Source organism: Mesobacillus persicus, from assembly GCF_900109925.1.
Lineage (GTDB): Bacteria > Bacillota > Bacilli > Bacillales > Cytobacillaceae > Mesobacillus_B > Mesobacillus_B persicus.
The window spans coordinates 118263-136145 of the sequence record NZ_FOBW01000010.1 but is presented as its reverse complement, the minus strand read 5'-3'; the positions used below and the strand labels follow the sequence as shown (position 1 = coordinate 136145).

Here is a 17883-nt window from a genome sequence, read left to right as displayed (position 1 = left end):
CCTAATTCTAATGAAAAATCAAGTGAAAGGTTTGTAGACCTAACCCTTTGGTCAATGAATACAATCTTAAAAAGGTCCTTCTCGCCAATGAGAAGGACCTTTTTAAGCTATCTATACATTGTCCATTTGCCAATGTCCTTAAAGCCCAACCTTTTGTATATCCGCCCGGCAGCTGGATTGTCATAAAATAAACAGAGAATCCGGCCCTCATCTAATACGTCCTGAATAAGTTTCTGCATAACGGAGGTTGCCAATCCCCTTTGTCGATGTTTTGGACTCGTACATACTCCAACGATCATCGCAGAGAAGGTGTTTTCAGCAGTAGTAGAGGCAGAGGCAATTAATTCACCATCCTCTTCGATAGAGTACGTTCTACCTGTGTTCGTCTCCAAAGCTTGGACAAGCATTTCTCGTGATTTCTCATTTACAACAAATTCGTCAATAGAACTTCGAAGTTGAATGATGCGATCAACATCGGAGATAGTAGCCTGTTTAACAGGTAGGTCTGTTTTACCTAATTGATCACCTGATTGACACTCTGCAAAGAAAGTCTTCTGTTTTCTACCAAGAACAATCCCTTCGATTCCTTCAAACTGTTCAACGATGTCAGCTTTTCCTGAGAGTAAGGGTTCGTTTGTATAAGACTTTATAATTTCTGCAAACCCATGGATATCGAATGGACCCTTTGCATAAGGAATAAACGAATTATGAAATTTTAATAGAATCGCTTTTAATCCTTGGTTCTCAGTAAATTCACCCCAGATCTCCTGGAAATCGGCATTGTATCCAAAAGCTTCGATGTCACCAATGATAAATAGGTTAATGGATGGTTCGTCTCTTAGGAAATCCATAACGTTTTGATTGTCTTCTTCTCTCAGTTTTCTAATCATTCCCCAATCCCCTTTTTCTAAAAATAGCTGTGTAAACGAGGCTGTTGATCCCCGCTCCAATCAATTGATTATAAATAGATAATGTTCTTTAACACAGCAAAAAAGTAAAAATTTGATATTCATTTTAGTACATATTGCATGATTGATACAGATTTATTTAAAATTATTTTTTGCAACCCCCATAAACTTGTTAAAACTAGCGGATGTTTTAATAGATACATAATTGGAGGTTCGACATGGCGATAAATTACACCAATATTGATGAATTACTAGATGAGACTGCAGATATGGCCGAAGAAGCATCGTGCATCCAACTGAAACAAATTGAAATTGATCATTTACTTGAGAGAACGAGTGATTGGCAATAACATAGGAAATTAAGCCGCCCATTAATAGGGCGGCTTTTTAAAATAAGTAGGTAGAAATTAATAATATTGTAATAAAACGTTTAACGAAATAAGTCTAAGGGTAAAGAAGAAATGTCCACATTTTTAAGGACCTTGATGGGAGATTGTTAGTGTATGTCAAAGTCATTTAATAGGGTAATGAAAATATAGGATAAATAATGAAGGGGTAATAACAATGGCGGAGGCCGAAGAGGTTACAATTTTCATCGAGGAATTGGGACGATTATTTAACGAATATAAAAAATGTAGAGATGAAAAAATCAAAGTACAAATTATGAAGGATATTCACTTAATAGCTGAGGCGATAGACCCAGAAAATGAAGATATAGAGCATTTTTTATAAAGAGTATTCAAAAACCGTCCATACATGACGGTTTTCTTGTTTAGGACCCCCTTTAACAAGGTGTCATAAATTTTGTCGGCATGAAAATTCGCATGCTAATTGATGTGCTACAAATGGGGAGGTCCCTGTCTGAGAGGCAGAAGAATGAAGCAAATCTTCTTTCTTATCCTTAATTGAGACCTCTGATTGTTTAAATAAGGGGAGTTTTTCCCGTTAACCTTCAGAATAGGGCTAGGTTCGGAGGATATAAGGGGAGTTTTTCCCGTTAAGGCAAAGCAAAATGGTTCATTTTCATGGTTCTGAAGTAAATAGGGGGAATCTTTCCCCCTATTTACTCTATTTTTCGTGCTTTTTTCATAATAAGAGGAATTTCTCCCCTTATTTAGAGGCTTACTTGATGGCAATTCTTGTCGGCTCGTCTAGACTCACGGGGCTGACCAAGGCGCTTACGCTTTTGTTCTTTGCGTACGTCATGAATCTTTTCATGGCGTATTTTTTATTTTCTTACAGGTTATCATTAACATTTTGTCGTATATAGAAACATTATGAAAGAGTTTAAATATCGATAGGTTAACATCATAATAATGGATATGGAGGTGCACACAATATGTCTTTTGTCTTTAAATCCATTGATCACATCCAATTAGCTGCACCAAGTGGGGCGGAAGATGCTGCAAGAAGATTTTTTGTTGATATTTTAGGCTTTGACGAAATTGAGAAACCGGATGCATTGAAAAAAAGAGGTGGGGTTTGGTTCAGCTGCGGAAAGTTGCAAGTACACATAGGGATTGAGGAGCCTTTTTCGCCAGCTAAAAAAGCACATCCTGCATTTGAAGTTGAGAATATTGAGGAGTTAAAAGTTCACTTAATGAATAACGGGATTCCTTTTACTGAAGACAATCAGCTACCAGGCGCCAATCGCTTTTATGTGAATGATCCTTTTGGAAATAGGATTGAACTTTTAGAATGGAAATGTTAGATGTAGAAAGGCTGGTAGGGAGTCTTTTCTAGGCGCAAATTCTTCGGGCACATGAAAAAAAGGAGAAAAAATGAAAAAAGAGTTAGCAGAAGCACATCGGTTTAGTAGCCAAAACAGAAATGAATTGACGAAGGATCATGTTTGTGGTTGTTTTCACTGTTTGAAAATCTTCCATCCTAGAGAAATCGATGAATGGGTGGATAATGGTGAAACGGCCATATGTCCTTATTGCGGCATAGACTCAATCATCGGGGAGAGCTCAGGGGTTCCTATAAACGTAGGATTTTTAAGAGAACTGCAGAAGGTATGGTTTTAGGTCTAATAAAAAAGCAGTGAAAATCTTCTAGATTTATCACTGCTCATTTTTTATACGAAAGCTAGCATTTCTGGAGCTTTATGGTTGTTCTGGTTTACGATTTCTTCGATTTCAGTTCCTTCAAGTGTTTCTTTCTTTAAGAGTGCTTCAACAAGTCCTTGAAACTGGTCTTCATGAGTTCGAATGATCGTTTTTGAACGTTCGAGAGCATTCTCGAAAAGGACCTGCATTTTTGCCTCTTTATCTTCTTTGTTAAACGTGAGCGTAAATTCATCCTGTAATAGACCGGTGTCTACCATTTGTTCAATGATTTGCTTGGCCTGCTGAACATCACCACTTACGCCGATACTATGTTCGCCAAGGTAGATACGCTCAGCAACTCCCCCAGCAAGTATCATGGCAACTCGGTCTAGCAATTCACTAGTTGTAGATAATTGAAGTTCCTTCGCAATGGGTGCTACATATCCAAGTGCTTGTCCTCGTGGGACAATGGTTGCTTTCCTAATAGACCCAGGGTTTGTTACAGCGGAAAGTAGTGCATGTCCAGCTTCATGGATAGCCACTCTGCGTTTTACGTTGGCATCTTGAAGAGCACGAGAACTGCTACCAAGGATTGTTCGGTCGAGCGCCGAATCAAGGTCACTCTTGACCAATGAATCACGACCATTCCTGAGTGCGAGTCGACCAGCATTGGCGAATAATGAGGCAATTTCAGCACCGGAAAAACCGGAAGTGCTTTCGGCTAGTTCATCTAGCGAATTTCGAACATCATCGGAGAGATTTTTCCCTTTTGTATGAATTTCGATGATCTCTCTTCTACCCTTTGTATCTGGAAGTGGAACTTGGAAGGTAAAGTCAATCCTGCCAGGACGGAGGAAAGCGTCATCTAGCATATCTTTCCGATTTGTTGCTGCAATAAACAAAATTCCATCATTCGCATGACCCCCATCTAGTTGGACAAGAAGTTCAGTAAGTGTTTTTTCGCCTTCTTCCCCGCCATGTGGCTTCCTTTTTCCTGCAAGGGCATCAACTTCATCAATAAAAATAACAGCAGGCCCTTGTTTCCGTGCATTTGCAAAAAGGTTACGGACCCGTGAGGCACCAACTCCAATAAACATCTCATTAAAAGCAGACCCACTACTAGAAAAGAAAGTAGCGCCCAACTCATGGGCAATGGCCTGTGCAAGTAAGGTTTTCCCTGTTCCTGGGGGGCCATAGAAAAGAATTCCCTTTGGGGCTTTGATACCCATTTTTAATGATTGTTCAGGTTGCCTTAGGATGGAGAGGGTTTGAAGAATTTCCTCCTTCATTTCATCCTGTAACCCTCCAATATCATCTAATGAAATCGAGGGCAACTGGGTTGGTTTGGTTAAGCTACTTTTCATTTTATTGCCAAGCGAAATACCACCTTGTGCTTTCCGCTGGAGGGCTAACGCGCCGATAACAAGAAGGAACAAGACACCTCCTAATATTAACGGGCCGTATTCACTGCTACTAGAGTAACTATAGATAATATTATTGGATTCGAGTAGATTAGCTATCATCTGGCTGTTTGGTGGAACCTGGGAGATATAAATTGCGTCTTTTGTCTCGAGTTCTAAAACCCCGTTCGCCTTTTCTGTTAGCGTCGCAGAATTGGAACCGAGAGCTTCAACGGTTTGAACCAACGTTGGAAAAGGGACGGTGATCTTGTTGCTTGGTTGTTGTAGAAACCAAGTAAAAGCTACTATGGATCCAATTAGAAAAATCACTAAAAAGGGGAGTAGTTTAGAGATAAGCTTTGATCTGTTCATCATTCAGTCCATCCATCTCCTTCATTCATCTCCTCTAATTATAAATTTTATATAAAGGAAATGAGATGGTAATTTCATGAAAAGAGGAAAACGCTCGCTCAAGCTTAACCGAGTATTATTGTACAGGTACCTAGGATGGTAGATATTGGAGGAAACTAGATTAGGGATTAGGTGGCAAAAAACGGACATAATACTTGCGAGTAAATCGAAAGGATGTGAGGCTCTTGTCATTAGAATGGTTTGACAGGGTAACAGGAGAACTACAGGAACATTTGGAATCAATTTGTGAAAAGTTTGATCAAACTGGTCATATGTCCATTGATCGCAGTGCAAAACACCCACGAATTGAGTTTTTTGTGGAAACAGAGGACGATGAAAGAGAATATTTCTGCACCTTGTTTTTTGACCCTCATAATGAAGAGTTTTATGTTGAGACGTTTGATGTGGACCTTGAACAGCCTTCACGTACCATCCTTGCAGACATTGATGATATTGTGGATGCCGTCCATGAGAGCTTCCATGATTTCTTAAATGAGGACGACACAGAGGTTTATTTTGTAGACGAAGATGAAGATGAAGAAAATGAATTTGAAGTGGAATATTATGTTGAAGATGACGATGATGTAGATGAATACTACGTTGGGGAAGTCATGAATGAAGACGGAGATATCTTCGAAGAAATCGATGTGGAATGGGAAACTCCAGAAGTTACTGCCTTCCAAAAGGAAGATGAGGTTGAAGTCACCTATCAATTTGGGGTTGTCACTGATACTGGGGACGGTGTTTTACGACGTATTAACCGATTATGGACTGAAGATGATGAATTGATTAAGGACGAATCGAACTTTATTTTCACTAAGGAAGAAGCAGGTACGATTATTGCCATGATAGCCAGTCATATGGATTCCTTAACTGGGTATGATGAATTTTAATAAATGTGTAAAAAGAGCGCCATGAAGTTGGTGCTCTTCTTTTATGTAACGTTAGCAATTTATTTAATAAATGAAATCTATCCCGTAAATACTCAATCTTGGAAATCGAGGGAATAGAAACAAGGGGGAAAGTACAACTTAAGCGTAAGATTACGGCAATTATGGGGTGGAAAGATTGGGTTTAACAGAATCTAATACTGAAAAGAAACTATTAATAGGTGCTCTTATCTTTTTGGCGTTATTCCTTTCTCCACCGTTCATACTTGGTGAGGATGCCCATATTAGAGTACATGATAATTTAGATTCAAATTTGGCTTGGTACAAGGTACTAGCCGAGAGTGGCGAGCTAGTAGGGGCAACAGACGCGAGGATTCCCCAAGTAATCAATGGTGAATTACAGCGGAATGCCTTTGGAACGGAGTTTAGTCTAATTGTTTGGTTACACGCTTTGTTTCCTACGATGGTTGCCTACGGGATCAGCCAAGCCGTTACTAGATTTGTGGCCTTTTTGGGAATGTACCTACTCTTGAAGTCCCATTTCGTACCAGATAAGAAATGGGCACTGATCCGAGTGGGAGTTGCCCTCGCTTTTGCGATGACCCCATTCTGGCCATCAGGAATGCTCAGTACCCTTGGAATGCCACTGGCATTATGGGCATTTCTACACATCCGAAATGGCAACCTCTCATGGAAGTATTATTTAGTTCTTACACTACTCCCGTTATATTCCAGCATTGTTCTAGGTTTTTTCTTTTTTCTAAGTGCAATGGGAGTTTTCTGGGTAGTTGATGTTATTAGGGGGAAAGGATGGAATTGGCCGTTTTTATTTTCAATTGTATATATGACATTAATTTTTATGCTAGTCGAATACCGACTTGTCTATTCCTTCCTTTTTGATCACGAGCCAAACAGCAGGGATGAATATTTTCATGCCCGGTTAACCTTTTGGCATTCAGTCAGACTGACCTTTAAGAACTACTTTCTTGGCCATAATCATGTGTTAACCGTCCATACAATCTTCATTCAGCCTGTTATGTTTCTGGCTTTCATTCTGATATGGTTCAAAAACTGGTGGCATAAGGAAAGAGTGTTTGTTTTTTTGTTTTTCCTAAACTTTGCCCTTTCTGCTTGGTATGCCTTCTGGTTCTATAAAGGATGGCTCCCATTGACTGAACGTTTTCATTTTCTTGATACTTTTAATTTTGCTCGCTACCATTTTTTACGGCCACTGATTATCTATGTTTTATTTGCCATTGGGTTGAAAGTTATTTGGCAAAGCGGCCCATCGTGGAGAAAAATTGTTCCGTGGCTGACAGCTGCACAAATTGCATTGCTCATTTTTGCTAATGAAGAGATTATCTTCAAAAATAAGCCTTCAGTTGGCGAGTTTTACGCAGTTGAACAATTCTCTGAAATCAAAAACCATATAGGGCTTCCACAGGAGGAGTATCGGGTTGCTAGTATAGGTATTCATCCTGCGATTGCCCAATATAATGGCTTTTTTACACTTGATACATACAACAATTTTTATCCACTTTCTTATAAATATGAGTTCCGTAAAATTATTGAAAAGGAATTAGAAAAAAATAAGAAGATTCGAACCTATTTTGATGAGTGGGGCGGACGTTGTTATATCTTTACCGATGAGTTAGGTAAGCACTATATGTTTAAGAAGAATTCGAAGAAAAGTTTGAAGAATCTAGAACTCAATATCCTTCAATTTAAGAATATGGGTGGGAGATATATTTTTTCGGCCATACCAATTGATAACGCAGCAGAAAACGGCTTAACTTTAGAGGAAGTGTTCCACTCCGATAAATCTGCTTGGAAAATACATTTATACAGAGCAATTTAAAATAGTAAGTGCAAGTTGCACCAAGGAGGATACAGCGATGGAAGAACCAGTACTAACGATTGTGGTTCCATGTTATAACGAAGAAGATGTTCTGCCAGTCACCTTCAATAAACTAAAGGAATTTCTTAAGGGCATGATACGAAGAAATGATATTTCCGGAGCAAGTCGGATTCTGTTTGTTGATGATGGAAGTAAGGACGATACATGGAATTTGATCTATAAAGAAAGTATTAAAGGCGAACACATTAGGGGGTTGAAGCTTGCGCGGAATGTTGGCCACCAAAATGCTTTGTTAGCTGGCCTTTTTTCAGCCAAGGACAGGTCTGACTGTGTGATTAGTATTGATGCTGATTTGCAGGATGATATTGAAGTCATGCGAGAATTCATTGTTAAGTTTAAGGAAGGCTATGAGGTCGTTTATGGGGTTAGAGCTAAGCGGGATACAGATAGTTTCTTTAAACGAACGTCGGCAGAAGGATTTTATAAGCTTATGAGAAAAATGGGAGTCAACTTGGTTTATAATCATGCTGATTACCGATTGATGAGTAAGCGGGCGGTTCAAGAGCTTGAGCGTTACCAGGAATCGAATCTGTTCTTACGAGGAATTGTGCCCCTTATAGGTTTTCAAACGACTTCTGTTTTTTATGATCGGAAGGAACGTCTTGCAGGGGAAACGAAATATCCACTAAAGAAGATGTTAGCATTTGCCTTAGATGGGATTACGTCCTTTTCTGTTACACCTATCAGGCTAGTCCTACTGATTGGCTTCATTTCGTTTTTCGTTAGTTTTCTTTTCGGAAGCTATTTTCTTTCATTGAAGTTCTTTGGGGAAACGGAAACGGGCTGGACTTCGTTAATAACCTCGATTTGGTTAATCGGCGGGCTACAGCTAATTGGCTTGGGACTCGTTGGGGAATATATTGGAAAAATCTATAAAGAAACGAAGCGGCGTCCAAAATACAATGTTGATATTGATTTACTTAGTTTAGGTAGACCTGATATCGTGGATGCACCCCTCTTTTCAAGTTCTTTAAATGAGCGAACCAATCTTATAAATGCAAACAAGGAGTCTATTATTGATGATCGCGGTGAACAGACTGAAACGAACTAATTCTTTCTTCCGCTTCCTTCTTGTAGGGGTAGCAAATACTTTCATTGGTTTATCGACCATGTTTGTTTTGTTGAACCTGTTTGGGTGGACTTACTGGTTGGCAACTTTTACTGGGAATTCGATAGGTGCAGTGGTCAGTTATTTTTTGAATCGTTCGTTTACCTTTAATAGCAAACTAAATGTGTCAGAAGGAATGCCTAAGTTTGTTGTTGTTATCTTCATTTGTTACCTTATTTCCTATTCCATGAGTGAAGTAGTTGCAGACTACGTTAGCATCCCGAACTGGGCTACAAACTTTGTAACTCAAGATGAGTTAGCCATTTTGGGAGGGGCGATTCTCTACACACTCACGAATTATCTGGGACAAAAGAGTTTTGTTTTTCGAAAACTATCCGAAGAGTAAGAACATAAAAACGTATTAACTTATAAAAGATTTGAAGACGAGCTGGGTTTCCTAGCTCGTTTATTCATTTTTATGCTAAGTTAATTGCCGAAATTTGTCTGAGGTTTTCATACAATAGTAAGAATCTGTTCACAAAGTAATGAGGAAAAAACTTAGCTGAAGTCTATATAGTACTTGTTTCTTCATGATCTAAGCCTAACTGAATACGGTTATCAATCTCTTTTTAGGTGATATCCTCTAGTTACTTTCAACTAAATAGCCACATAATGTTCGTTGTTTCACATAGTGGTTTTTCATATAGTGGACATGTAGGGAGCAGATGTTTCAAAGAAGGTGGTGAAAGCGTATGAATGAAGTACAAGAATTAAGAGGAACTACTGCTGAAATAATTTCTCTCTTCGCAGAAGTGTACCAACCTCCAACAAGAGAATTTTGGCATTATTTAGTATCGGGTGAATTCGTAGATAACATCAATAACAGAGCAACATATAGCAAATGGGGTGTAAGAATACCTCAAAGTCTTGAAGAATTGCAGAACCTCTATATCCAAACGTTATCGAATCAAGTAGAAACAGCAGCCTATCCAGTAGAGTCTCTATACAAACAATGGACAGAAGACCGAACTTGTACACTCCCATTCTCTAAAAGTACAGGCTATTTACTAGGAGATTCGGCTTTACATATTCGCCATATCTTAAAAGAGTTTGAAATTGAGATTCCGGCAGAATATGCAAGTACACCAGATCATTTAACGATTTTACTTGAACTGCTGGCATATTTTATTGATAACTCCTCTGAGGAATTTGTTCAGCAGTTTATCGATGACCACTTCGATTGGCTAGAACAGTTCTATAAAAAGTTAATAGAAGCAACTGGGGATAAGAATGTATTCTATCTTCAAATGACAGGTTTATTGATGGAAATCCTCATGGACCTAAGGAGAGAAAAATAATTAGAACCAGTTACTTCCAGTTGGGAATAAGAAACATTAACAATAGGAAAGAAGCGTTGAAAGAAAAAGGAGGGTCTGTATTATGCTAGATACGAAACTATCAAGGAGAGGTTTTATTAAAGCATCCACGGCTACAGCTGCTTTAGCTTCTGTTGGTACTGTTGGATTTAATCAATGGTCTAATGAGTATGTAAAGGCAAGTGAGAACGTTGAAGTACTAGAAATCCCAAGTACATGTAATGGATGTTCAAGTAAATGCGGAATTATCGGACATGTAAAAAACGGGAGATTATGGAAAATCACAGGGCACCCTGATCATCCTTATGCAAAAGGAAAATTATGTGCAAGGGGACACGGGTATGCGACGTTGGTATACTCTCCAGACCGGTTGACTGAACCTTTGAAAAGAGTTGGCGAAGGAAAGTTTGAACCAATATCATGGGACCAAGCATATAAGGAGATTGCTGAGAAACTAAATCAGATTATTAAAGATCACGGACCAGAAAGTATATCTCTAACAGAGGATCCACGAGCTTCAGGGAAATATTATTCTCCACGCTTCATTAATGCTTTGGGGTCTGCCAACTATTATACACATCATGTTGTTTGCTCAAATGCCCGTGATGCAGGGTTCCTTCATACTGTTGGAGCTACGTCTACGAGTGCTGATATTGGCAGTGCAAAGTACATTATGTTCATTGGTAGAAGCTATGGAGATGCGATTCGCCCTAGTTCTGTTAAAGCCCTTGCTGAAGCAAAGGACAATGGTGCTAAAATTGTCATCGTTGACCCGAGATTAAACAATACAGGAAATTTGGCAACGGAATGGTTAGCGATTCGTCCAGGTATGGACCTTGCGTTAGTATTGGCGATGTCGCATGTTCTAATCAGGGAGAATCTTCATGATAAAGCATTCATCGAAAAGAACACTGTAGGATTCGAGGAGTACGCAAAAGTTCTTAAGAAATATACTCCAGAGTGGGCTGAAGAATTAACGGGCATTCCAGCAGATACGATTTCTCGCATTGCCATTGACATGGGGAAAGCGAAACCGAAAGCTTTAATCGAACAATCCTGGAGAGGTGCATTTGGCTGTAACTATGAAAATAGTACAGAAACAGGGCGTGCTGTAGCGATGTTCAACGCATTGCTAGGAAATCTACAGCAAAAGGGTGGAAGCGTCTTTAGTGGAAAACCGAACCTTGGAAAGTTGGATTCGGCAAAACACCCTTCCCCAAAAGAACCCGAACTACCTAAAGCAGGCGTGAAAGAATTCCCTCTTGCTTATGAATCGAACGGAGTGGCGACGATTGTCGCAAAAGAAGCACTTGAAGGAAAAATGAAGGCAGCTATTTATAACCATTCAAATGCTGCTTTAGGTTACGGAAATCCAAAAGTGATGAAGGAAGCACTTTCAAAATTGGATTTAGTTGTATCGATTGATGTTCAGATGTCTGAAACAGCTCTGCTGTCACATTATATTCTACCAGATGTTAGTTATATTGAAAGAACGGAAGCAATTGAAGGACTAAAAGGGAAAACTCCGGGTATGGCACTAAGGCAGCAAATCGTTGACAAGGTGCACCCGCAAACGAAGCCGATTGATGTAATTTACAAGGAACTTGCTGAGGCATGCGGGGTGGGGCAATACTTTAATTTTACCCTTGATGAATTAAATGAAGCCATGCTTAAGCCTACAGGAATTTCCTATCAGGAGTTAAAAGAAAAAGGGACCATCATGTTCCCAGATCAAGCGATTACACTTGGTGAAATGCCTAAGCTTAAAACACCATCAGGGAAAGTCGAATTCTATAGCGAGACCTATAAGAATGCGGGATTCAACCCGGTTGTTGAATGGGTCGAACCAAAGGTCAACCCAGATAAAAACTCTTTCCGTTTGATCACAGGAAAACAAGCCATCCATAGTCATACTCAAACCGCAAATATATCCATTTTGATGCAAATTACGAAAGATTATGATTTAGAGAGAATTTGGATCAACCCAGCAAGAGCAAAAGCCTTAGGTATTAAAGAAGGGGATATGGTGGAAGTAACTTCTAGTGAGGCAACCAGTAAAATTAGAGTCAAGGTGACCGAAAGGATTCATCCCGAAGCTATCTTTGTTCCAAGCCATTATGGTATTACTTCTAAGGATCAAAAAATCGGATATGGCATTGGATTTGGCTACATGGAACATGTTCCGTTTGACTTTGAAAAGTGGAGTGGTTCAGGAAATATCCATGAAGTAATCGTTAAAGTGAGGAAGGTGGAAGGCTGATGGCACGATATGGAATGTTTATTGATACGAAAAAATGCGTGGGTTGTTATGCTTGCCGTGTAACTTGCCAAATGCAGAATGAGCTGCCGGTTGAGATTTCATATATCCATTTCCACGAACAAGAGACAGGGATTTTCCCAAATGTTCGAAATGAAATCATCCCGGTTCAGTGCCAACACTGTGAAGATGCACCATGCGAAACTGTATGTCCGACAAAGGCAACTTATACGACAGAAGACGGAATTGTCTTGATGGATGAAGACAAATGTATTGGATGTAAGTATTGTGTAGTGGCTTGTCCTTATGGAGCAAGAACACAGGATCATCATACCGGTGTCATTAATAAATGCCGCTTCTGTGCTGATTTAGTTGCTGAAGGAAAACAGCCTTCGTGTGTAAGTACATGTATCAGTGATGCAAGGATTTTCGGTGACCTTGATGATCCAAATAGCGAGGTATCAAAAGCAATTGTAAAACATAATGCCCAGCCGTTAAGGCCGGACTTAGGAAAATCAAAAATCTATTACGCGAGGTGAGTATGATGGTTTGGGGAACAATTATCGCAGCCTATTTATTCCTAGCAGGGTTAAGTGCAGGAGCGTTTTTAACTTCTTCCTATGTTGCCCGTAAATATCCGGAAGCAACTATTATTAGGAAAGTAGGTAGGTTTATCAGCCCGGTATTAATGGGAGTAGGTTTACTGTTATTGATTGTCGACGCAGAGGCTGGTTTGAAAGACCCGTTAAGGTTCATTTACCTCTTTACTAATTTTAGTTCTGTTATGACGATCGGAACCTATTTCATCAGTTTCTTCATGATGGCAGCAGCTTATATTGCCTTAATGGAATTCCTGAAAAAGGATGTAAACAAAATTGTGGAGTACATTGGAATTTTCTTTGCAGGGGCAGTAGCCATTTATACGGGCTTCCTTATTGGTGTCGTACAAACTGTACCTTTATGGAACACTGCTATTCTTCCAATCTTGTTCGTAGTTTCCGGCTTGTCAACGGGGATTGCAGCAACCATGCTCGTGTCCGCCTTTATTGATAAAAAGATGGTTCATCACGTCATTTCAGTCAAAAAGATTCACTTATCTCTATTGGTAGCAGAAGTATTCTTAATCTTTACGATGTTTTTGATTACATCTTCTACGAATGTTGCTGCAGCAGAGTCGATTTCAATGATTGTTTCAGGGCAATATAGCATGCTGTTCTGGGTTGGTTTAATAGGTGTAGGACTGGTGTTGCCAATTGTCATTGAAGCATTAGAGCTTTTATCTAAAAAGAAATTCGAGCATGATCCGGTAGGGCTTCAAGTTGCAGCCTCAGGGTCACATGGAATTGCGGCTACACTTATAACAGAAAGTGCAGTCCTAGCTGGAGGATTCATCCTTCGTATGTTAGTTTTATTGGCAGCTGTGCCAATCTCTTTTTTCTAAACGTTAGAAGTAGCCTGGACGATTCCTTGTCCAGGCTATTATTCAAATAATGTTTAAAATTTCACAATCTATAGTCTCGATATAAAGGTAAAATAAAACTATATTCAATTTAAATTAATCGTAAATAGGTTGTGGAGGAAGTTGGATGGAAATACCCAAAGAATCTTTTTCGAAAATTGTGGAACACCTTCCCGAGGGCATTATCTTAATGGACGAAGCGAGAATCATTCATTATATGAATTACAAAGCGTCGGCTATGACCGGTTGGATGTTAGGTGGGAGTGTTCCCTATTGTTCTTATTGTAGCCAAAGAGAAATAGAAGATGACGAAAACCGATGTATACTGACATCTGAACAGTCCATTCCATTCTTCAACTCACATATGGCGGTATATGAAGGAATGGAAGAGTTTGAGATGTCTTTAAAGAAACTTCTCATTAACGATCAGCTATTCTTCGTCCTTCGTATACGACAGCCAGTGGAAAATGAGCATAGTGAACGTGCCAGATTTCATGAACTCCTTGTCCAAGAGACGATGCTTGCCCAAGAAGCAGAAAGAAAAAGGATTGCTAGGGAGCTCCATGATCATATTGGGCAAGGTGTTTACAGTATCTTTCTTGGCCTTGAGGTCATTAAACAAAATGTTCAAGATCCAATCTATCAAAGTCATATTTCAAATATGGTGAACGTTATGGGGGAAACGCTTGACGATATCAAACAATTAACGAAAAGTCTAAGATCAGAAATGCTATTTCATGTTGGTATTAAAGAATCATTACGTGAAGCAATAAGAAACTGGATGAATTTATATCAAATTGTTATTGAGCTTGACCTAGATTTTGAAGATAACGGTTCTTTTGACAGAGAGAAAGAACTTCATCTCTTTAGAATCATTCAAGAAGCAGTTGTCAATGCCGTTAGACACGGAAAGGCAGACATGATTTCGATTCACTTAAAATTGCATCAACAATATATCTTTTTTACGATATATGACAATGGAACAGGTTTTGAAATGGAGAACAACTATAAAGGCCTAGGTTTAAGGCACATTTTAGAAAGAAGTAGAATACTTGACGGGGATATACGATGGAGTAGCAAATTAGGTGGTCCAACCAAAGTTGAAGGGTTTGTCTCACTTATAAAAGATGGAGGAGTTCAGTAGTGAATTTAATGGTAGTAGATGATCATGAAATCGTGCGGGATGGATTAGCCATGCTTTTACAGCAATCCTTTTGTATTGATTCGAAAAAATTTGCTTCCGATGGTTATGAGGCAATTAAGCTAGCAGAGGATTTTGCTGCAGACTTAATTCTCTTAGATGTATCGATGCCAGGAGGGCTCGATGGACTTTCTACAATTGAAAAACTCAAAAAAATTTTACCCGAATCAAAAATTGTTATCTTTTCAATGTTTGATGATATTGGCTACCAAAAGAAAGCATATGATTGCGGGGCAGATGGATATTTAATAAAGCAACTTAAAAAAGAAGAATTAATTGAATCACTCGATTTAATTTTAGCTAATAAAAAAGTGTTTACTAATCAAGTTCTCGAAGAAGAATCTGCCTCTGATAGCTTCTACCAATTAGACCTTCCTATTTCTAAACGAGAAAAAGAAGTATTCGTCCTAACAGTAATGGGCTATTCGCAAAAGGATATTGCCGATAAACTTAATATAACTGTTAAGACTGTGGAAAATCACCGTCAAAAAATCGGTGAGAAGCTTGAAACCCAAAAACGGTTCGAATGGGTAGGAATTGCAAAAAGGTACAATGTCTTCTAATTTTAAAACAAATTGAATGTTTTTGGACAAATGAAAAAAGGCGCAAATAAATGCGCCTTTTTTCACTTTCACTTATCCCGTTATCAAAACATCCTATGCGCTTTGGAATTACTAAACGCAATTGTATTGCTCTGGCTTCTTTTCGTTTCACCATTAATTTGAGCGCTTAAGTGTTTCGGTCTCGTCGTGTTTTTCACGAAGCGCTGTGATTGTGGGTCTAAGAAATCTCTGTAACTCATCAAATCACCTCTTGGATGGTATAGTTGAAACGGGAGATATTCTTGATGAATATCATTTATAGTGTCTGCGAAAATGCGGGTTTTTATCCAGCCCTTATAACTCCTTTAGTTTTAGGACTAACGCTAAACCATCTTTAGTTTCTAGCCATTTTCTTTGCAGCCACAATCGCATTTTCTTTAGCTTTGGCAACAATTTCTGGTATATCATTTGGAAAATGGTCAAAACCTTCAGCAACTACAGTGTCCATCATAGTAATGCCGAGAAATTTGAGAGCAATCTGTAAATACCTGTCCCCAGATTCTAAATCTTTCATAGGCCCGTGGGTATAAACTCCTCCACGTGTTTGAATGTGGATGCCTTTCTTGTCCGTGAGATATCCTTTAGGTCCTTCAGGGGTGAAGGCGAATGTCTTTCCATGGACAAAAAGGTTGTCTAAAAAGGCCTTTAAGACCGCTGGGGAACCAAGGTTCCAGACAGGGGAGACAAATACATAATAATCATAGCTCTTAAAATCCTCAGCTAATGAATGCATTTTTATTAATTTGGTTCTTTCTCCTTCTTCAAGTTGATCGATTGGAATTCTATATCCACCAACCTTCGCACGTGCGGAAACCAATTCAGCATCCATGGCTGGAATATCAAACTGAAACAAATCAAGCCTGGTAATTTCAACATCAGGTCGCTCGGATTGAAATGCCTCAATAAAGGTTTCTCCAATTTGTAAACCCTTGGATTTATCTAAACCCTTCGGATTGGCAGTCACATAAAGCAATTTTCCCATGAAGTCTCATTCCTATCTTATTAATTTATAGCAATATCACCATTATAATAAAAATTTCTTTATAAAAGGCTGCTTAACAAGTGAAGTTCGTGAAGATTTAGTGTCAGGACTGGAAGCATTTTGAAATTATTTTAAAAGACCAACTAATTAAGGGCTTATTAGCTGCTATTATAAATAAAGGCATTGGGATAAAATTGAAGTATACAAAATACATTGAACGTGCATAGCCAAGCTGCTACACAACAAAAGGAGGGAATCAAGTGGAAACGCGTGAGATTCATTTTGACACTGATGTAACCTTGAAAGGGACAGTCAGAGTTCCAGATAATCAAGGAGGGAAGCTCCCCATTATTGTCTTGATTCATGGCTCAGGACCAGTTGATCGAGATGGCAATGTAAAAGGAATGAAAATGAATGCTTATAAGGATCTTGCGGAGTTCTTTTTTTCCTTAGGGGTCGCTAGTATTACATATGACAAACGCGGCGCAGGAGCAAGTGAGGGAGACTTCTATCATACCGGTATGAAGGACTTAGTGGACGATGGAATTGCAGCTGTAAAAGCCGCATGGCAGCTCCCCGAAATTGACCCTAATAAGGTCTTTCTTCTAGGACATAGCGAAGGATGTACATTATTACCAGCAATAAATAAAGAAGTTGATGCTGCAGGGCTTATATTTATTGCGGGTCAGGCAGACAATGTTCGTAATGCCTCAGAATTGCAGGTAAAACTCTTAGAAGAGGAAGTCTCTAGCATGAAGGGATTTCAAGGATGGTTGCTCAGACGATTGAAGGTACATAAAACCTCAGCTTCCAAGCAACGAAAATTATTTGATGAAATTGCGCAATCGAATGAAACAGTGATTAGAAAGGGTCTAGCTAAAGTAAATGCCAAATGGCTGCGAGAACACTTTCAGTATGAAATTACCGAAGATCTCGCAGCTATTAAGTGTCCGATTCTTGCGATAACAGGGAGTAAGGATGTTCAGGTAAACCCGCAACATGTTTATCTTCTTGCTAAAAATGTTAATGGTGAAGCAGAAGCGCATGTTATTGAGGGGATGAACCATCTCTTACGTGACCAGGATGAACCGGTATCAATGTTGAAGGTGAAGTCAATTTATAAAAAAAGTATTCATAAGCCATTAAGTCAAGAGTTGTACTCTGTTTTAAGAGATTGGACTCAAAAACATATAACAACTGTCTCAAGCTAATGAATGGCAGTCAGCAGGGCACAAATAAGTAAACGCTTGGGAGCTTATTCCCAAGCGTTCTTATAATCGTTTATAAAAGTTAAAGGTGTGAATAAAATTGTGTTCGTTCTCTGAATCCAGCTCCAGCGCCTAGGCCCTCGGGTCATAAGTCTGTCTAGCTGCGGCTCCTAGG

At 39.1% G+C, this 17883-nt stretch carries 19 protein-coding genes; 15 read left to right on the top strand and 4 right to left on the bottom strand.

Annotation, left to right across the window (positions count from 1 at the left end):
- Positions 1–107: 107 nt before the first annotated feature.
- On the bottom strand, positions 108–890 hold the full coding sequence (locus BMX30_RS14845) for a GNAT family N-acetyltransferase (RefSeq protein ID WP_090747248.1): 783 nt from the start codon (positions 888–890) through the stop codon (positions 108–110).
- A gap of 236 nt (positions 891–1126) precedes the next feature.
- Between BMX30_RS14845 and BMX30_RS24100 the strand changes: the two genes are divergently transcribed.
- From BMX30_RS24100 to BMX30_RS14835, 4 genes are all read left to right on the top strand, one after another.
- Entirely contained in the window at positions 1127–1258 is a 132-nt protein-coding gene (locus tag BMX30_RS24100) for a hypothetical protein (RefSeq protein ID WP_280139976.1), read from the top strand.
- A gap of 214 nt (positions 1259–1472) precedes the next feature.
- Positions 1473–1640 carry a hypothetical protein gene (locus tag BMX30_RS23585; protein WP_170843901.1) on the top strand — a complete coding sequence of 56 codons (168 nt, stop codon included), beginning with the start codon at positions 1473–1475 and terminating at the stop codon, positions 1638–1640.
- A gap of 607 nt (positions 1641–2247) precedes the next feature.
- The gene (locus BMX30_RS14840; protein WP_090747245.1) at positions 2248–2619 is read left to right on the top strand and encodes a VOC family protein; all 372 of its coding nucleotides are present in this window, start codon (positions 2248–2250) and stop codon (positions 2617–2619) included.
- Positions 2620–2689: 70 nt separating this feature from the next.
- The gene (locus BMX30_RS14835) at positions 2690–2935 is read left to right on the top strand and encodes a cytoplasmic protein (protein ID WP_090747242.1); all 246 of its coding nucleotides are present in this window, start codon (positions 2690–2692) and stop codon (positions 2933–2935) included.
- Between the two features lie 50 nt (positions 2936–2985).
- On the opposite strand, the gene BMX30_RS14830 is transcribed toward BMX30_RS14835, so the two are convergent.
- On the bottom strand, positions 2986–4731 hold the full coding sequence (locus BMX30_RS14830; protein WP_090747240.1) for an AAA family ATPase: 1746 nt from the start codon (positions 4729–4731) through the stop codon (positions 2986–2988).
- A gap of 221 nt (positions 4732–4952) precedes the next feature.
- On the opposite strand from BMX30_RS14830, the gene BMX30_RS14825 reads away from it, so the two are divergent.
- The 10 genes from BMX30_RS14825 (at position 4953) to BMX30_RS14780 (ending at position 15479) form a co-directional block, all read left to right on the top strand.
- Positions 4953–5660 (top strand): hypothetical protein, encoded by a 708-nt coding sequence (locus tag BMX30_RS14825; RefSeq protein ID WP_090747237.1) that lies wholly within the window; start codon positions 4953–4955, stop codon positions 5658–5660.
- A gap of 175 nt (positions 5661–5835) precedes the next feature.
- On the top strand, positions 5836–7515 hold the full coding sequence (locus BMX30_RS14820) for a DUF6044 family protein (RefSeq protein ID WP_090747235.1): 1680 nt from the start codon (positions 5836–5838) through the stop codon (positions 7513–7515).
- 37 nt (positions 7516–7552) lie between these two features.
- Complete coding sequence (locus BMX30_RS14815; RefSeq protein WP_090747232.1) at positions 7553–8626, top strand: glycosyltransferase family 2 protein; 1074 nt, start codon at positions 7553–7555, stop codon at positions 8624–8626.
- Positions 8595–9029 (top strand): GtrA family protein, encoded by a 435-nt coding sequence (locus BMX30_RS14810; protein ID WP_090747229.1) that lies wholly within the window; start codon positions 8595–8597, stop codon positions 9027–9029. Before BMX30_RS14815 ends, BMX30_RS14810 begins: the two co-directional genes overlap by 32 nt.
- Before the next feature lie 346 nt (positions 9030–9375).
- Positions 9376–9981 carry a TorD/DmsD family molecular chaperone gene (locus BMX30_RS14805; protein ID WP_090747226.1) on the top strand — a complete coding sequence of 202 codons (606 nt, stop codon included), beginning with the start codon at positions 9376–9378 and terminating at the stop codon, positions 9979–9981.
- 82 nt (positions 9982–10063) lie between these two features.
- Positions 10064–12259: a molybdopterin-containing oxidoreductase family protein gene (locus BMX30_RS14800; protein WP_090747225.1), complete on the top strand. Its 2196-nt coding sequence runs from the start codon at positions 10064–10066 to the stop codon at positions 12257–12259.
- Positions 12259–12795, top strand: coding sequence for a 4Fe-4S dicluster domain-containing protein (locus BMX30_RS14795; protein ID WP_090747221.1), 537 nt, complete (start codon positions 12259–12261; stop codon positions 12793–12795). The genes BMX30_RS14800 and BMX30_RS14795 overlap by 1 nt, the downstream gene beginning before the upstream one ends.
- Before the next feature lie 5 nt (positions 12796–12800).
- Complete coding sequence (gene nrfD, locus BMX30_RS14790) at positions 12801–13697, top strand: NrfD/PsrC family molybdoenzyme membrane anchor subunit (protein ID WP_090747218.1); 897 nt, start codon at positions 12801–12803, stop codon at positions 13695–13697.
- Between the two features lie 145 nt (positions 13698–13842).
- Positions 13843–14859, top strand: a complete 1017-nt coding sequence (locus tag BMX30_RS14785; protein WP_090747215.1) for a sensor histidine kinase — start codon at positions 13843–13845, stop codon at positions 14857–14859.
- Between the two features lie 8 nt (positions 14860–14867).
- On the top strand, positions 14868–15479 hold the full coding sequence (locus BMX30_RS14780; protein WP_244532614.1) for a response regulator: 612 nt from the start codon (positions 14868–14870) through the stop codon (positions 15477–15479).
- An 83-nt stretch (positions 15480–15562) separates the two neighbouring features.
- Here BMX30_RS14780 and BMX30_RS14775 read toward each other — a convergent pair whose 3' ends face one another.
- Both BMX30_RS14775 and BMX30_RS14770 read right to left on the bottom strand, forming a co-directional pair.
- The gene (locus BMX30_RS14775) at positions 15563–15718 is read right to left on the bottom strand and encodes a YpzG family protein (RefSeq protein ID WP_090747210.1); all 156 of its coding nucleotides are present in this window, start codon (positions 15716–15718) and stop codon (positions 15563–15565) included.
- Between the two features lie 134 nt (positions 15719–15852).
- Complete coding sequence (locus tag BMX30_RS14770; protein ID WP_090747208.1) at positions 15853–16500, bottom strand: FMN-dependent NADH-azoreductase; 648 nt, start codon at positions 16498–16500, stop codon at positions 15853–15855.
- A 260-nt stretch (positions 16501–16760) separates the two neighbouring features.
- On the opposite strand from BMX30_RS14770, the gene BMX30_RS14765 reads away from it, so the two are divergent.
- Positions 16761–17711 (top strand): alpha/beta hydrolase, encoded by a 951-nt coding sequence (locus BMX30_RS14765; RefSeq protein WP_090747205.1) that lies wholly within the window; start codon positions 16761–16763, stop codon positions 17709–17711.
- The last annotated feature ends 172 nt before the right edge of the window (positions 17712–17883 follow it).

Bases quoted from the DNA above. Each gene is read 5' to 3' on its own strand.
- BMX30_RS14845 (WP_090747248.1), bottom strand. From the start codon at position 890: ATGATTAGAAAACTGAGAGAAGAAGACAATCAAAACGTTATGGATTTC.
- BMX30_RS24100 (WP_280139976.1), top strand. From the start codon at position 1,127: ATGGCGATAAATTACACCAATATTGATGAATTACTAGATGAGACTGCA.
- BMX30_RS23585 (WP_170843901.1), top strand. From the start codon at position 1,473: ATGGCGGAGGCCGAAGAGGTTACAATTTTCATCGAGGAATTGGGACGA.
- BMX30_RS14840 (WP_090747245.1), top strand. From the start codon at position 2,248: ATGTCTTTTGTCTTTAAATCCATTGATCACATCCAATTAGCTGCACCA.
- BMX30_RS14835 (WP_090747242.1), top strand. From the start codon at position 2,690: ATGAAAAAAGAGTTAGCAGAAGCACATCGGTTTAGTAGCCAAAACAGA.
- BMX30_RS14830 (WP_090747240.1), bottom strand. From the start codon at position 4,731: ATGATGAACAGATCAAAGCTTATCTCTAAACTACTCCCCTTTTTAGTG.
- BMX30_RS14815 (WP_090747232.1), top strand. From the start codon at position 7,553: ATGGAAGAACCAGTACTAACGATTGTGGTTCCATGTTATAACGAAGAA.
- BMX30_RS14810 (WP_090747229.1), top strand. From the start codon at position 8,595: ATGATCGCGGTGAACAGACTGAAACGAACTAATTCTTTCTTCCGCTTC.
- BMX30_RS14805 (WP_090747226.1), top strand. From the start codon at position 9,376: ATGAATGAAGTACAAGAATTAAGAGGAACTACTGCTGAAATAATTTCT.
- BMX30_RS14800 (WP_090747225.1), top strand. From the start codon at position 10,064: ATGCTAGATACGAAACTATCAAGGAGAGGTTTTATTAAAGCATCCACG.
- BMX30_RS14795 (WP_090747221.1), top strand. From the start codon at position 12,259: ATGGCACGATATGGAATGTTTATTGATACGAAAAAATGCGTGGGTTGT.
- nrfD (WP_090747218.1), top strand. From the start codon at position 12,801: ATGGTTTGGGGAACAATTATCGCAGCCTATTTATTCCTAGCAGGGTTA.
- BMX30_RS14785 (WP_090747215.1), top strand. From the start codon at position 13,843: ATGGAAATACCCAAAGAATCTTTTTCGAAAATTGTGGAACACCTTCCC.
- BMX30_RS14780 (WP_244532614.1), top strand. From the start codon at position 14,868: ATGGTAGTAGATGATCATGAAATCGTGCGGGATGGATTAGCCATGCTT.
- BMX30_RS14775 (WP_090747210.1), bottom strand. From the start codon at position 15,718: ATGAGTTACAGAGATTTCTTAGACCCACAATCACAGCGCTTCGTGAAA.
- BMX30_RS14770 (WP_090747208.1), bottom strand. From the start codon at position 16,500: ATGGGAAAATTGCTTTATGTGACTGCCAATCCGAAGGGTTTAGATAAA.